The organism is Cupriavidus sp. IK-TO18 (assembly GCF_015549295.1).
Lineage (GTDB): Bacteria > Pseudomonadota > Gammaproteobacteria > Burkholderiales > Burkholderiaceae > Cupriavidus > Cupriavidus oxalaticus_A.
This window is the reverse complement of the sequence record NZ_JADGMP010000034.1, coordinates 66698-80218: the sequence shown is the minus strand read 5'-3', so window position 1 is coordinate 80218 and position 13521 is coordinate 66698. Positions and strand designations below refer to the sequence as shown.

General features: G+C 68.9%; 13 protein-coding genes. 10 read left to right on the top strand and 3 right to left on the bottom strand.

From position 1 onward, the window contains the following. Nucleotides 1-7 precede the first annotated feature (7 nt). The 6 genes from IPF36_RS26595 (at nt 8) to IPF36_RS26570 (ending at nt 4077) form a co-directional block, all read left to right on the top strand. The gene (locus tag IPF36_RS26595; protein WP_135705071.1) at nt 8-1021 is read left to right on the top strand and encodes a DNA polymerase III subunit delta'; all 1014 of its coding nucleotides are present in this window, start codon (nt 8-10) and stop codon (nt 1019-1021) included. A 98-nt stretch (nt 1022-1119) separates the two neighbouring features. Beyond that, the gene (locus IPF36_RS26590; RefSeq protein WP_135705072.1) at nt 1120-1524 is read left to right on the top strand and encodes a PilZ domain-containing protein; all 405 of its coding nucleotides are present in this window, start codon (nt 1120-1122) and stop codon (nt 1522-1524) included. 37 nt (nt 1525-1561) lie between these two features. Next, nucleotides 1562-2086, top strand: coding sequence for a GNAT family N-acetyltransferase (locus IPF36_RS26585; protein WP_195431383.1), 525 nt, complete (start codon nt 1562-1564; stop codon nt 2084-2086). 24 nt (nt 2087-2110) lie between these two features. Continuing rightward, a complete protein-coding gene (locus IPF36_RS26580) occupies nt 2111-2905 on the top strand; it encodes a TatD family hydrolase (RefSeq protein ID WP_195431381.1) in 795 nt (264 codons plus the stop codon). Further along, a complete protein-coding gene (locus IPF36_RS26575) occupies nt 2898-3656 on the top strand; it encodes an ankyrin repeat domain-containing protein (RefSeq protein ID WP_195431379.1) in 759 nt (252 codons plus the stop codon). The genes IPF36_RS26580 and IPF36_RS26575 overlap by 8 nt, the downstream gene beginning before the upstream one ends. A gap of 13 nt (nt 3657-3669) precedes the next feature. After that, nucleotides 3670-4077, top strand: a complete 408-nt coding sequence (locus tag IPF36_RS26570) for a YkvA family protein (RefSeq protein WP_135705076.1) — start codon at nt 3670-3672, stop codon at nt 4075-4077. Between the two features lie 26 nt (nt 4078-4103). Here IPF36_RS26570 and egtB read toward each other — a convergent pair whose 3' ends face one another. Continuing rightward, nucleotides 4104-5393 (bottom strand): ergothioneine biosynthesis protein EgtB, encoded by a 1290-nt coding sequence (gene egtB / locus IPF36_RS26565; protein ID WP_195431377.1) that lies wholly within the window; start codon nt 5391-5393, stop codon nt 4104-4106. Nucleotides 5394-5599: 206 nt separating this feature from the next. Further along, complete coding sequence (locus tag IPF36_RS26560; protein ID WP_133096914.1) at nt 5600-6220, bottom strand: FMN-dependent NADH-azoreductase; 621 nt, start codon at nt 6218-6220, stop codon at nt 5600-5602. Nucleotides 6221-6338: 118 nt separating this feature from the next. Here IPF36_RS26560 and IPF36_RS26555 point away from each other — a divergent pair, with 118 nt between their 5' ends. From IPF36_RS26555 to IPF36_RS26545, 3 genes are all read left to right on the top strand, one after another. Further along, nucleotides 6339-7286, top strand: a complete 948-nt coding sequence (locus tag IPF36_RS26555; protein WP_133096915.1) for a LysR family transcriptional regulator — start codon at nt 6339-6341, stop codon at nt 7284-7286. 219 nt (nt 7287-7505) lie between these two features. Then, nucleotides 7506-7916 carry a DoxX family protein gene (locus tag IPF36_RS26550; RefSeq protein ID WP_133096916.1) on the top strand — a complete coding sequence of 137 codons (411 nt, stop codon included), beginning with the start codon at nt 7506-7508 and terminating at the stop codon, nt 7914-7916. Between the two features lie 102 nt (nt 7917-8018). Further along, a complete protein-coding gene (locus IPF36_RS26545) occupies nt 8019-8585 on the top strand; it encodes a DUF4136 domain-containing protein (protein WP_135705077.1) in 567 nt (188 codons plus the stop codon). A gap of 16 nt (nt 8586-8601) precedes the next feature. Here IPF36_RS26545 and IPF36_RS26540 read toward each other — a convergent pair whose 3' ends face one another. Beyond that, on the bottom strand, nt 8602-9822 hold the full coding sequence (locus IPF36_RS26540; protein ID WP_135706250.1) for an EAL domain-containing protein: 1221 nt from the start codon (nt 9820-9822) through the stop codon (nt 8602-8604). Nucleotides 9823-10030: 208 nt separating this feature from the next. On the opposite strand from IPF36_RS26540, the gene IPF36_RS26535 reads away from it, so the two are divergent. Next, nucleotides 10031-13519, top strand: coding sequence for a DNA translocase FtsK 4TM domain-containing protein (locus tag IPF36_RS26535; RefSeq protein WP_195431445.1), 3489 nt, complete (start codon nt 10031-10033; stop codon nt 13517-13519). Nucleotides 13520-13521: the final 2 nt, after the last annotated feature.

Below are 13521 nucleotides of genomic sequence, written 5' to 3'. Positions count from 1 at the left end.
GATTCACATGCTCTATCCCTGGCAGAAGGAAGACTGGCAACGGCTCGGCATCCTGCGCGAACGGCTCCCGCATGCCTTGCTGATCCATGGCCAGCAAGGCATCGGCAAGCGCGACCTGGCGCTGCATTTCGCGCAAGGCCTGCTTTGCGAAGCGCCGCGGCCCGACGGCCAGCCCTGCGGCCAGTGTTCCGCGTGCCACTGGTTCAGTCAGGGCAATCACCCTGATTTCACCGTGGTGCGCCCCGAGGCGCTGGATGCCTCGGCCGAGCCTGATACCGACGAAGGCGGCAAGAAAAAGGCGCCGAGCAAGATCATCCGCATGGAGCAGGTGCGCGCGCTGATCGAGGCGGTGGGCGTCGGCACGCACCGTGCAGGCCTGCGCGTGGTGGTCGTGTATCCGCTCGATGCGTTGCAGACCGAGGGCGCCAACGCGCTGCTGAAGACGCTGGAGGAACCGCCCCCGTCGACCGTATTCCTGCTGGTGACCGACCGGCTCGACCGTATCCTGCCGACCATCCTGTCGCGCTGCCGCCAGTTCTCGGCCCAACGCCCGACGCCGGAGGCCGCGCTCGCGTGGCTGCAGGGCCAGGGGGTTGCCGATGCCGAGGCCCAGCTGGCGCAGGCCGGCGGTTCGCCGCTGACCGCGCTGCACGCGGCCGAGGCCGAGGAGCAGCCGCTGCAACGCCTGCTGGTCAGCCAGCTGGGCGCGGGCGCCGCGTTCGACGCCTCTGCAGCCGCCGAACAACTGCAGAAGCTGCCGGTGCCCGCCGTGCTTGGCATCCTGCAGCGCTGGACGTACGATCTGCTGAAGCTGCGGCTGGATGGCGCCGGCGGCACCGCGCCGCGCTACTTCCCCAAGGAGCGCGCCGCGCTGGCGCGCTGCGCCGGGGCCACCGACGCGCACCGGCTGCAGGCCTACGCGACGCGGCTGACCGCGCATCGCCGCAGCGAGAACCATCCGCTGGCGGCAAGGCTGGTGATGGAGGCAGTATTCCTGGAGTACCGGCAGCTGTTCCGATAAGGCAGCGCCCCTACGCAGTGCCGCTACGCAGTGCCGTTTCGGGGCAACACCATAACAACAAGCAGTAACAAGCAGCATCGTCATTCAGGGGGTCAACCATGAACACTGCAGTCACCGGGGCACCGCCGGGCGCCCCGCTGGGCGCGCCGACCGGCAGCGGTGCGGCATCGCGTCCCAACGTGCTGTCGTTGTCGATCAAGGATCAGGCCGGGCTGTACGCGGCCTATATGCCATTCCTGGCGCGCGGCGGCATTTTCGTGCCGTCGAACCGCCCGTTCCGGCTGGGCGAGCAGGTGTTTCTGGTGCTGTCCCTGCTGGACCGGCCGCAGAAGTACCAGATCGCGGGCCAGGTGGCCTGGATCACCCCGGCGGGCACGCCGATGAAGACCCCCGGCGTCGGCGTACACTTCCCCGACGACGACAACGGGCGCAACCTGCGCCGCGCAGTGGAGGAGATCCTGGGCAAGATGCTGGAATCCGGGCGCCCCACGCAAACCATATGAAGATTGCGAAGATTGCTTCGCAATCCATTGATAGTTAATGAATTCTTCCCGTTTTTCCCTGCGCATTGCCGAGCCCCGCGACCTGCCGGGCATCGTGGCGATCTATAACAGCACCGTGCCGTCGCGCATGGTCACCGCCGACACCGAGCCGGTCACCGTGGACTCGCGCCAGGCCTGGTTCGACGCCCACCAGCCCGGACGCCGCCCGCTATGGGTGTGCGAGGATGCCGACGGCCGCATGGCCGGCTGGATGAGCTTCTCGGATTTCTATGGCCGCCCGGCCTATGGCGGCACCGCCGAGGTCTCGATCTACCTGGACGCCGAGCGCCGGGGCCAGGGGCTGGGCCGGTACTTGCTGCAGCGGGCCATCGACCATGCGCCCGCGGTCGGCGTGAATACGCTGCTCGGCTTCATCTTTGGGCACAATGCCCCCAGCCTGGGCCTGTTCGCCGCGATGGGCTTTACCCGCTGGGGCGACCTGCCGCGCGTGGCCGTGCTCGACGGCGTCGAGCGCGACCTGATCATCCTCGGCCTCCGCGTGGATGGCGGGCAGCCGGCCTGAGCGGCCGAAGACAAGAGAATTCCCATGTTTGTCGATTCCCATTGCCATATCGATTTCCCCGAGCTGGCCGCGCGCCTGCCCGAACTGCTGGAAAACATGCGCGCCAACCAGGTCACGCATGCGCTGTGCATCTCGGTGACGCTGGAGGACTTCCCGCGCGTGCTGGCGCTGGCCGAGCAGCATCCCAACCTGTATGCCTCGGTCGGCGTGCATCCCGACTATGAAGAGGGGGAGGACCCGTCCGTCGAGCGCCTGGTCGAGCTGTCGGCGCACCCGCGCGTGGTCGGCACCGGCGAGACCGGGCTGGACTACTACCGCCTCAACGGCCGCAGCATCGCCGACATGGAATGGCAGCGCGAACGCTTCCGCAACCATATCCGTGCCGCGCGCCAGACCGGCAAGCCGCTGATCATCCATACCCGTTCGTCCGCCGACGACACGCTGCGGCTGATGCGCGAAGAGAACGCGGGCGAAGCGGGTGGCGTGATGCACTGCTTTACCGAGACCTGGGACGTCGCCCGGCAGGCGCTGGACCAGGGCTTCCATATCTCGTTTTCCGGCATCGTCACCTTCAAAAGCGCCGCCGACCTGCAGGAGACCGCGCGCAAGGTGCCGCTCGACCGCATGCTGATCGAGACCGATTCACCCTACCTGGCACCCGTGCCACACCGCGGCAAGACCAACGAGCCGGCCTGGGTGCGCCACGTAGGCGAGTTCATTGCGCAGCTGAGGGGGGTGCCGGTGGCGCAGGTGGCTGAGCAGACCACGGAAAATTTCTTTAACCTATTCAAGCACATCGACAGGAATGCTCATGTTTGACCTGAAGTTTGTCCGCCGTGCCGCCGGCGCCGTGGTGCTGGTGGCGGCCACGCTGGCGCAGGCCACGCCGGCCGACGACATGCGCAAGGCGGTCGAGTTCGACGATGCCAATACCGTCAGGAAGCTGCTGGCCAAGGGCGTCGATCCCAATATCGTCGACAGCCGCGGCAACCCGGCGCTGGTGCTGGCGCTGCGCGAGAAGTCGCTCAAGGTGGCAACGGTGCTGATCCGCGCCAAGGACATCGATTTCGACAAGGCCAACCCCGCCGGGGAGACCCCGCTGATGATGGCGGCGCTGCAGGGCCAGCTCGACATGGTCAAGCTGATGGTCGACGAGATGGAGGCCGAGATCAACAAGACCGGCTGGACCCCGCTGCACTACGCCGCCACCAATGGCCACAACAACGTGGTCAAGTACCTGGTCGACCATGCCGCGTATATCGACGCCGAGTCGCCCAACGGCACCACGCCACTGATGATGGCCGCGCGCGCGGGCCATATCGAGACCGTCAAGCTGCTGCTGGACGAAGGCGCCGACATGCGCCTGAAGAACCAGCAGGGCATGACCGTGATCGACTTTGCCGAGCGCTACAACCAGGCCGAGATCGCCAACGGGCTGAAGTCGCGCTGGCAGAAGATGTATCCGCAGACGCCGATCGTGCCGGCGCCGCCGCTGAAGGCGCCCACCGGGACGCCGGGCGGCCAGCGTCCCGCCACCGCGCCGGCTGCGCCGCAGACCAAGGGCTGGTAAGGCGCGCCCCGGCATGGATGCAACCCCCGCCCCGACCGCACCGGGCCGGCTGCGCCAGTGGGCACGGCGGCTCAAGGCCAGCCTGCTGACACTGTGGTTCTGCAGCCGCCACTCCGGCACGCCGCTGGGCGCGCGGCTGCTGGCGGTGCTGGTGGTCGGCTATGCCTTCAGCCCGATCGACCTGATTCCCGATTTCATCCCGGTGCTGGGCTACCTCGACGATGTCGTGCTGGTGCCGGTGGGCATCTGGCTCGCCTTGCGGATGATTCCGCCCGCGGTCACCGAGGAATGCCGCGGCCGCGCCGAGGCCTGGCAGGCCACCCATGCGCAACGGCCGCGCATTCGCGCGGCCGCCGTGGTGATCGTGCTGCTGTGGGGCGTGCTGGCGTGGCTGGCCTGGCGCTGGCTGGCGCCGCGCTGACAGCGCGCTGACAGCGGGCACAGCCTCTAGACGTCGTCCGCCAGCCGCACGCCCGTGAACTGCCAGCGCTGGTGCGGGTAGAAGAAGTTGCGGTAGGTTGCCCGGATATGCGATTCGGGCGTGACGCACGACCCGCCGCGCAACACCATCTGGCTGCTCATGAACTTGCCGTTGTACTCGCCGACCGCGCCGGCGTTCGGGCGGAAGCCGGGGTAGGGCAGGAAGGCGCTGCCGGTCCATTCCCACACATCGCCGAACATCTGGCGCAGCACGCCCGAGGTGTTCTGCCGGTCCGGCAGCGGCCGCAGCGCGCGGCCTTCGACGAAATTCCCCGTGGCCGGCAGGCTGCGCGCGGCGTGCTCCCATTCCGCCTCGGTCGGCAGCCGGCGCTCGGCCCAGCGCGCGAATGCGTCGGCCTCGTAGAAGCTGATATGGGTGACCGGGCTGTCCGGATCGACCGGATGCATGCCGCGCAGCGTCATCTGCCACCATGTGCCTTCGCGCGCTTCCCAGTACAGCGGCGCCTGGATGCCTTGCTCGCCGACCCAGCGCCAGCCGTCGGACAGCCACAGGCCGGCGGTCTGGTAGCCGCCGTCGTCGATGAACTCGAACCACTGGCGGTTGCTGACCGGGTGCGAGCACAGCGTGAACGGCTGCAGGTAGACCTTGTGGCGCGGCGCCTCGCAGTCAAAGGCAAAGCTCTCGCCGCCATGGCCGATCTCGACCACGCCGCCGTCGAAGCCGATCCAGTCGGGCGCCGGGCGCGGGTCGGCAATCACCGGCTCGGGCAGTTCCGGCGCAAAGGCCGGCCGCAGCGGATTCTGCGCGAACAGGTGCAGGATGTCGGTCAGCAGCAGTTCCTGGTGCTGCTGCTCATGCTGCAGGCCGAGCATGAGCAGCGCGGCCTCGGCGTCGGTCTGGGCGCTGCCGAGCAGCGCCATCATCGACTCGTCCACGGCCTCGCGGTAGGCCAGCACCTCGTCCAGCGACGGGCGCGTCAGCAGGCCGCGCTGCGGGCGCGGATAGCGCGGGCCGACTGCCTCGTAATAGGAGTTGAACAGGTAGCGGTAGTCCGGGTCCACCGGCTCATAGTCGGGGATGCGCGCGGCCAGCACGAATTCCTCGAAGAACCAGGTGGTGTGCGCCAGGTGCCATTTCGCCGGACTGGCGTCGTCCATCGACTGCACGGTGGCATCGGCATCGGACAAGTCGGCCACCAGCGTCTCGGTGCTGGCGCGGACGTGGCGATACTGCGAAAGCAGGGCGGGTTCGTGCGGAGGATGGAGGGCGGCGGCGGGCAACAGGGCTGAAGTCATGCGGGCTCCCGGAATGGATCGATCGATGACTGCAGGCGGCCGGCGGGCGCGTCCTTGCTGGCTGCGCCAGCGTGCCGCCAATGGCACGCGGGGCGCCGTAGCGCCCCGATCCATCATAGACCCGATCCGTTGCCGGGGCGAGCAGGCGCCGTCCTACACGGCGCGCGGCTGCCCGCTGGCTTCAGTCAGCCATTCCAGCAAGCCGTTCAGGCGGCCAGCCGGGTGGCGTCGTTCAGCGCCGCGACTTCGGTGCGGGCGTTGGCCAGGCCGGCTTCGCGGAACTCCGGACCCATGGCCAGGCCGTGGGCGCGCACGTAGGTAATGTCGGTGATGCCGAGGAAGCGCAGCACCACGTCGACGGTGACTTCGTGCAGGTCCAGCGAATTTGCATCCTGGCGCACGCCGCCGCGCGACGACACCACGATCACGCGCTTGCCGCCGGCCAGGCCGACCGGGCCGTTCTCGGTGTACTTGAAGGTGCGGCCAGCCTGTGCGATGCGGTCGATCCAGGCCTTGAGCTGGCTCGGGATGCCGAAGTTGTACTGCGGCACGCCCAGCACCAGCACGTCGGCGGCGAGGAATTCGGCCAGGAACTGCTCGGTGCGCTCCAGCTCGGCTTGCTGCACGGCGTTCAGGCCATCCTTGGGACCGCCCAGAACCGGCAGAAGGTTGCCCGACAGGTGCGCCGGGCCATCCCGGTCCAGGTCGCGCACGGTGACCTTGGCTTCAGGGTTGGCCGCGACCAGGTCGGCCACCACGCTGGCGGTCAGGTTGCGGGAAACGGAGTTGTCGCCGAGGACGCTGGAATCGATCTGCAGGATGTTCATGTCTTTCTCCACGAAGGGGCGGTTGCGATGGAGGAAAGATACTGGCTGGCCATTGGTATCGGTAGTGAGGCAAAATGCAAATGATTGTTCTGTCGATGCAACGCCAAGCCAAACCGTCATGCAAGACCTCAACGACCTGTCCCTGTTCGCGCAGGTGGTGGAACACGGCAGCTTTTCGGCGGCCAGCCGCGCCACCGGCGTCCCCAAGTCGCGCCTGAGCCGGCGCATCGCCCAGCTGGAGCGCGACCTGGGCGTGCAGCTGCTGCGCCGGACCACACGGCAGGTGCGCGTGACGCCGCTTGGCGAGTCGTTCTACGAACGCTGCCGGGCCATGCTCAACGAAGCCCAGGCCGCGCGCGAAGTGATCGAGCAGGCGCGCGAGCAGCCTGGCGGCACGCTGCGCGTCAGCTGCCCGGTGGCGATAGCGCAGATCCTGCTGGCGCCGGCCATCGGGCATTTCATGCGGGCCAACCCGGCGGTGCGGATCGAGCTGGAGGCGACCAACCGGCGTGTCGACGTGATCGCCGAGGGCTTCGACCTGGCGCTGCGTGTGCGCGAGGTGATGGAAGACTCGAGCCTGGCCGTGCGCACCTTCGGCGAGAGCCAGCTGATGCTGGTGGCCAGCCCCGCGCTGCTCGACAGCATCGGCCGGCCGCGCACGCCGCAGGCGCTCGACGGCATGCCCGGCGTGGGCCAGCACCCGCATGACGGCAAGCATGTCTGGATGCTGCGCTGCCAGCCCGGCGAGACCATCCAGATCGCCTACGACCCGCGCCTGGTCACCGATGAATTCGCGCTGCTGCGCGAGGCCGCGATCGCCGGCGTGGGCGTGGCCATGCTGCCGCGCATGTACTGCCGCGATGCCATCGACAGCGGCCAGCTTGAACTGCTGCTGCCCCAGTATGAGATGCCGGTCGGCACGCTGCACGCGGTGTTCCCGTCGCGCAAGGGCGTCACGCCGGCGACCCGGCGCTTTCTCGATTTCCTGGGCGAGATCCTGCCCGAGTGCGCGCGCAAGGTCGGCATGGTCGAACCGAGGCAGCCGGCCATGCACAGGGTGGTCTAGCGCGCGCCCCGTCCGGGAGCGTGTGGTGTGATCGGCGAGAGGGCGGACGTCGCACGGATCTCGGCCGCGCGGGTCATCGGCGCGCCACGGGCAAGTCTGGCAATTGCGGCTTTACCTTCACGCCGGCTCGCACTAAGGTACAGGGGCGGCACCTGCGCGTGAGGGTAAAGGCGCATGGAAGCCGGACCGTTCCCAAAAAACTCGGCAAGGAGAATGGCCATGGGTGGCTCTCAGGATTTGGGCAAGGCGCTGTTGCGCATCGTGCTTGGCGTGCTGATCCTGATGCACGGCATCGCCAAGGTGACCGGCGCATCCGGCATCGGTTTCGTGTCGAAGGTGGTCGCGGATGCGGGGTTGCCGGCCTGGGTTGCCTATGGTGTCTATATCGGCGAGCTGGTGGCGCCGATCCTGCTGATCATCGGGTTGTGGAGCCGGCTGGCGGCGATCATCGTCGCCATCAACATGCTGTTTGCGCTGTTCCTGGTGCACAGCGCCGAATTCGGCGCGCTATCCAAGACCGGCGGCTGGGCGCTGGAGCTGCAGGGCATGTTCCTGGGGGCGGCGCTGGCGGTGGCGTTGCTGGGCGCCGGCAGGTTCAGCGTGGGCGGCATCAACGGGAAGCTCAACTAGCTTCCGCGGGTCTGGCGCCGCGCGGCACCGTGGCGTTCCGGCGCCGCGCGGATGGGCAGGGGTGCCGGGTGAACGCGTGACCGTGGCCTCTGGAGACGTATCGTGAAATCCTTCCGGTTGTCCTTTCCGCTGGTGGCGGTGGCGCTGACCGTGGCGGGCTGCGCCAGCGCGCCCGACATCAAGACCGACTACAATCGCTCGGCCGACTTCAGCGCCTACCGCAGCTTCGGCTTCGTCGAGCATCCGGGCACCGACCGACAGGGATACGAGAGCCTGACCACCCAGTACCTGAAGGGCGCGGTACAGCGCGAGATGACCGCGCGCGGCTACCGCTACGCGCAGCAGTCCCCGGACCTGCTGGTCAACTTCAACACGCGGTTGCAGGAAAAGGTCCAGGTCAGCCCGGCGCCGGCGCCGATGATGGGCTATTACGGCTATCGCGGCGGCCTCTATGCGCCGTGGCCCGGCTACGGCTTCTACAACGACGTCTATACCTACACCGAAGGCACGCTCAATATCGACCTGGTCGATGCCCGCCAGAAGAAGCTGGTGTGGGAAGGCGTGGCGGTGGGCAGCGTCGATACCGGCGACAAGGCCGATGCGCAGCAGCGCATCGACAAGGTCGTGGGGCAGATCTTTGCGAAGTACCCGTTCCGCGCGGGGCAATAGCCCGCGCTAGCCTGCACTAGCCGGGCCGCGGCGCGCGCTCGATCGCCTCGGCGATAAAGGCATCGACGGGCTTGGGCGCCGACCACAGGTAGCCCTGGCCAAGCGGGCAGCGCAGCGCGCGCAGTGCTGCGCGCTGCGATTCCGTTTCCACCCCTTCGGCCACGCACTCCAGCCCCAGGTCGCGCGCCATTGCGATCATGTGGCGGCAAATGGCTTCGCGCTGGCCGTGGCCGTCGATCTGCGCGACGAAATAGCGGTCCAGCTTGAGCTGGGTGAAGGGCAGGTCCGCCAGCAGCTTGAGCGTGGCGATGCCGATGCCGAAATCGTCGATCGCCACGCCGTAGCCCATCAGCCGCAGCCGGTTCAGCGCGACCGACAGCGCCACCGTGTCGGGCACGGGATAGCCTTCGGTCAGTTCCACCGTCAATGCGCGCGGCGACACGCCGCTGGCCGCCACCAGCGTATCGAGCTGTTCCAGCACGCCCGGCCGGCACAGGGTTTGCGCCGACGCGTTGATGCCCAGCGTGATGTCGATGCCTGCGGCCTGCAGTCGCTGCTGTGCCGCCAGGCACTGGCGCACGACGAATTCAAACACCAGGTGGGCGGCGTCCAGCGCTTCCAGGCGCGGGACAAAGGCATCGGGCCGCAGTAGTCCGTGCCGCGGATGGCGCCAGCGCACCAGCGCTTCGGCGCCGGCCAGCCGGCCGCTGGCAAGGTCGTGCTGCGGCTGCAGCATCACCAGCAGGCCGTTGCCCGAGCGCGCCGCGGCGGTCAGCTCGGCATCGTCGGGCAAGCAGGCGGGCATCTGTGCGTCGTGTTCCGGGCCGGGCGCCAGCACGGCGGCCAGGACTTCCTCTACGGCATCGCGCGAGAGGGGTTTGCGCAAGGCATGCACGCGCGCAATGCCCGCGGCGTGCGCCAGGCTGCGATTCGATTCCAGGATGTCATCCGCCAGCGCGGTAACCCAGACCCAGACCGGCGGTGCCGCGGCAAACGCCTGCGCGCCGCGGCGATGCAGTTCGGCGATCAGTTCCGGGCCATTGCCGCCAGGCATCTCGATGTCGCACAGCACGGCGTCGAACGGCTGGCGGCCAAGCAACTCGGCGGCCTGCATGCCGCTCTGCGCCGACACCACCGTCTGCACCCCCAATTGCCGCAGCAGTCCCTCGGCCGCGAGCCGCTGGAACGGGTGGTCTTCGACAACGAGGATGCGCAGGGTAGCGTAACGGATCGGCATGGGAGGGGGGCGCGGCGAGCGCATCCGGGCATGGTAGCGCGGCATCGGCGCGCCGGCCAGCAGTGGGGCTGTCGCCATGGCGCAGCGAAATTGGCGATATAGCCGGTGAAACGCGCTGCGTTACGAATATTTGCGCTTTCCGGTTCAATGACCCGCTGCCATACCCGCTACAATCGCTGCCCGTAGTTTTGAACATGGCATGTCGATAATGGGTTTGGGCTGGTTCGGATTCTCGACTTTCTGGGTGCTGCCGCTGGTCTGGCGGATGGCCGGGCGCTGGCTTGCCGGCGATCGCCGTCTGGCCGGGCCGGGCTCGCTGCGTACCTGGCTCGGTACGCTGGCGGTGCTGTGTGCCAGCGCCAGCCTGGAGGCGCTCACCGGCGGGTCCGACCCGGAGTCCAGCGCGGGCGGTTCCGCGGGACGCGCGCTTGCCGGCATGTTCGGCAACCTGTTCGGCTGGACCGGTGCCTTGCTGCTGATGCTGGGCGTGCTGGCGCTGGCGGCACCGATGGTGTTCGGCGAAACCTGGCGCAGCCTGTTCGCGCGCAAGCCGCGCCGCGCGGCGGACCCTGATGCCCCGACAGACGAGCCGGCGCCGGCCTTCACCAACCCGTTCGCCAATACTTTCACGCCGCAGGCGCCGCGCGAAGCCGAGCGCCGCGAGGCCGCCACCGGCGCCCAGGGCAACTGGAGCGCGCCGCCCCAGCGCCACCGCAGTTTCGAAGCGGTTTCGGCGCGGCGCCAGCCCGCGTGGCAGCCGCCGCGGCGTACCCGTGAATCGCCGCCGCAGCCGGGCGAGATCTGGCTGCATGCTGCCGATGCGCCGGCCGCGGGCAAGACCGTGCGCGCCGCGGGACCCTCCGCTGCGGCAGGCGCGGCCCAGGCCGTTGCGCAGGCGGCGCCGGCAGCACGGCCTGCGCCGGCGCCGGCGCCACGCAAGCCCGCAGCGGCCGCAGCGGCCGCAGTGGCTGCAGCGCCGGCACAGGCAGCAGCGGCCGCACGTCCTGCGCAACCCCCGCGCGCAACCGTCGTCAGCACCCCGTTCCGACAGCCGCAGCCATTGGTGCGCTCGTCGATCACGACTTTGCCGGAGGCGCAGGCGAAGGCGGCGGCAACGGTGCCATTGGCTGCGCTCTCGCCTGCCGCAGAGGTTGTGCCTGCCGCGGCGGCCGGCGTTGTCCAGGCAGCAGTCGAGCCGGCGATTGCCATCGCCAAGCCGGCGGTGCCGGAAACGCCGGTGGCCGAGGCCGACACGGCTGTCGCCGCTGACACGGTTGTGATCGAGCCCGACGACGCGGCGCCGGTCACGCCGGCCGGGGCGGCAGAATCGGCAGAGCCGGCAGAGCCGGCAGAGCCGGCTGCGCAGCCGGCTATCGACAAGGACATTGCCGGCGACATCGACGCCGTCACGCTGGCAGCAATCCGGCAGGAAGCGCTGGACCTGCTGGCCGAGTTGCAGGCGCTGGCGGGCAAGGCCAGGCAGCCTGCGTCCGTAACGGAAGTCGCCGCAGTTCCTGAAAGTCCCGCAATCACGGCGGCGCTGGCCGACATTGCCGACGCGACGGATGCTGCGGACGAAATCGATGCTGCGCCGAAGGATGAAGCAGACGGCCTGGTCCCGGCAGGCGAAACTGAGGTCGAAAGCCAGCCGGTGGGCGCCGTGCCGGCTGACGACACTGACGATCTCGGTGCCGTGGCACAGGCCGTCGCTACCTCGGCGATGGAGGAGGAGAGTGGGGCTGCACCGGCCTCGGCCGACCCTGCCGCCGAGCGGGACACGGAAACGCTGATGGACGGTAACGGTCTGGTCGGCGAAGCGGTTGCTGATAGGGGGGCAGGCGAACCTGATGCGGAGGCGGAGGTCGCTGAGGCCGTTGAGGTTGCTGAATCGGCCGAGGTCGTTGAGTCGGCTGAGGTCGTTGAGTCGGCTGAGGTCGTTGAGGCAGCTGAAGCAGTTGAGACTGTTGAAGCAGTCGAGTCAACCGAAGCTATCCAGCCGGAACAAGAGCTAGCGGCTGCCGCGATCGAGGCGGCAGCGGAACCTGCGGAAGCGACCGTCGCACCCGAGCCGGCACCGCCCCCGATCGCCGCGCCCCTGGCCAAGCCCCGCATCGTCCTGCCGGCCGTGGTCGGCCGCACGGTGCCGCTGGGCTCGAGCCAGCCCGCTCCCGCACCCGCACCGGTTCCCGAACCGCCCGCGCCCCGCCCGCCGGTCGACTACCGCCTGCCGCCCGCCGACCTGCTGGAAAACCAGCTCGACAGCGGCGAGCAGGTGTCGGAAGAGCGCCTTCGCGACACCGGTGAACTGATCGCGCAGCGCCTGGCCGAGTTCAAGGTACCCGTCGCCGTGGTCGGCGCCGATGCCGGCCCGGTCATCACGCGCTTCGAGGTAGAGCCCGCCATGGGCGTGCGCGGCGCGCAAGTCGTGGGTCTGATGAAGGATCTTGCCCGCGCGCTCGGCGTGACCTCGATCCGCGTGGTCGAGACCATCCCCGGCAAGACCTGCATGGGCCTGGAGCTGCCCAATGCGCGCCGGCAGATGATCCGGCTGTCCGAGATCGTCCAGGCGGCCTCGTTCCAGGCACACCATTCGCGCCTGGTGCTGGCGATGGGCAAGGACATCACCGGCAATCCGGTGGTCACCGACCTGGCGCGCGCGCCGCACCTGCTGGTGGCGGGCACCACGGGTTCGGGCAAGTCGGTCGCGGTCAACGCCATGATCCTGTCGATGCTGTACAAGGCCACGCCGGAAGATGTGCGCCTGATCATGATCGACCCCAAGATGCTCGAGCTCTCGGTCTACGAGGGCATCCCGCACCTGCTGTCGCCGGTGGTCACCGACATGAAGCAGGCCGCGCACGCGCTCAACTGGTGCGTCGGCGAGATGGAAAAGCGCTACAAGCTGATGTCGGCGCTGGGCGTGCGCAACCTGGCCGGCTACAACCAGAAGCTCCGCGCCGCCGAGGCGGCGGAGCGCAAGGTGCCCAACCCGTTCTCGCTGACGCCGGACGCGCCCGAGCCGCTGTCGCGGCTGCCGATGATCGTGGTGGTGATCGACGAGCTGGCCGACCTGATGATGGTCGCGGGCAAGAAGATCGAAGAACTGATCGCGCGTTTGGCCCAGAAGGCCCGCGCCGCCGGCATCCACCTGATCCTGGCGACGCAGCGACCGTCGGTCGACGTGATCACCGGGCTGATCAAGGCCAATATCCCGACGCGGGTGGCGTTCCAGGTCTCGTCCAAGATCGACTCGCGCACCATCCTCGACCAGATGGGCGCCGAGAGCCTGCTCGGCCAGGGCGACATGCTGTTCCTGCCGCCGGGCACCGGCTACCCGCAGCGCGTGCACGGCGCCTTCGTCGCCGACGAGGAAGTGCACCGCGTGGTAGAGCACTGGAAGCAATTCGGCGAGCCGGATTACGATGAAGCCATCCTGGCCGGCGACCCGGCCGAGGCCGGCGGCGCCGACCTGTTCGGCGAAGGCGGCGGCGATGGCGAAGCCGATCCGCTGTATGACGAAGCCGCGTCCTTCGTGCTGACCAGCCGGCGCGCCTCGATCTCGGCAGTGCAGCGCCAGCTGCGCATCGGCTACAACCGCGCGGCGCGTTTGATCGAGCAGATGGAAGTCGCCGGGCTGGTGTCGCCAATGGGCCGCAACGGCGCGCGCGACGTGCTGGCGCCGGGGCCGGCGGACTGACA

Coding starts and splice junctions, on each gene's coding strand:
- IPF36_RS26550 (WP_133096916.1), top strand. CDS start 7,506: ATGGGTGGCTCTCAGGATTTGGGCAAGGCGCTGTTGCGCATCGTGCTT.
- IPF36_RS26560 (WP_133096914.1), bottom strand. CDS start 6,220: ATGAACATCCTGCAGATCGATTCCAGCGTCCTCGGCGACAACTCCGTT.
- IPF36_RS26585 (WP_195431383.1), top strand. CDS start 1,562: ATGAATTCTTCCCGTTTTTCCCTGCGCATTGCCGAGCCCCGCGACCTG.
- IPF36_RS26590 (WP_135705072.1), top strand. CDS start 1,120: ATGAACACTGCAGTCACCGGGGCACCGCCGGGCGCCCCGCTGGGCGCG.
- egtB (WP_195431377.1), bottom strand. CDS start 5,393: ATGACTTCAGCCCTGTTGCCCGCCGCCGCCCTCCATCCTCCGCACGAA.
- IPF36_RS26570 (WP_135705076.1), top strand. CDS start 3,670: ATGGATGCAACCCCCGCCCCGACCGCACCGGGCCGGCTGCGCCAGTGG.
- IPF36_RS26555 (WP_133096915.1), top strand. CDS start 6,339: ATGCAAGACCTCAACGACCTGTCCCTGTTCGCGCAGGTGGTGGAACAC.
- IPF36_RS26595 (WP_135705071.1), top strand. CDS start 8: ATGCTCTATCCCTGGCAGAAGGAAGACTGGCAACGGCTCGGCATCCTG.
- IPF36_RS26535 (WP_195431445.1), top strand. CDS start 10,031: ATGGGTTTGGGCTGGTTCGGATTCTCGACTTTCTGGGTGCTGCCGCTG.
- IPF36_RS26575 (WP_195431379.1), top strand. CDS start 2,898: ATGTTTGACCTGAAGTTTGTCCGCCGTGCCGCCGGCGCCGTGGTGCTG.
- IPF36_RS26540 (WP_135706250.1), bottom strand. CDS start 9,822: ATGCCGATCCGTTACGCTACCCTGCGCATCCTCGTTGTCGAAGACCAC.
- IPF36_RS26580 (WP_195431381.1), top strand. CDS start 2,111: ATGTTTGTCGATTCCCATTGCCATATCGATTTCCCCGAGCTGGCCGCG.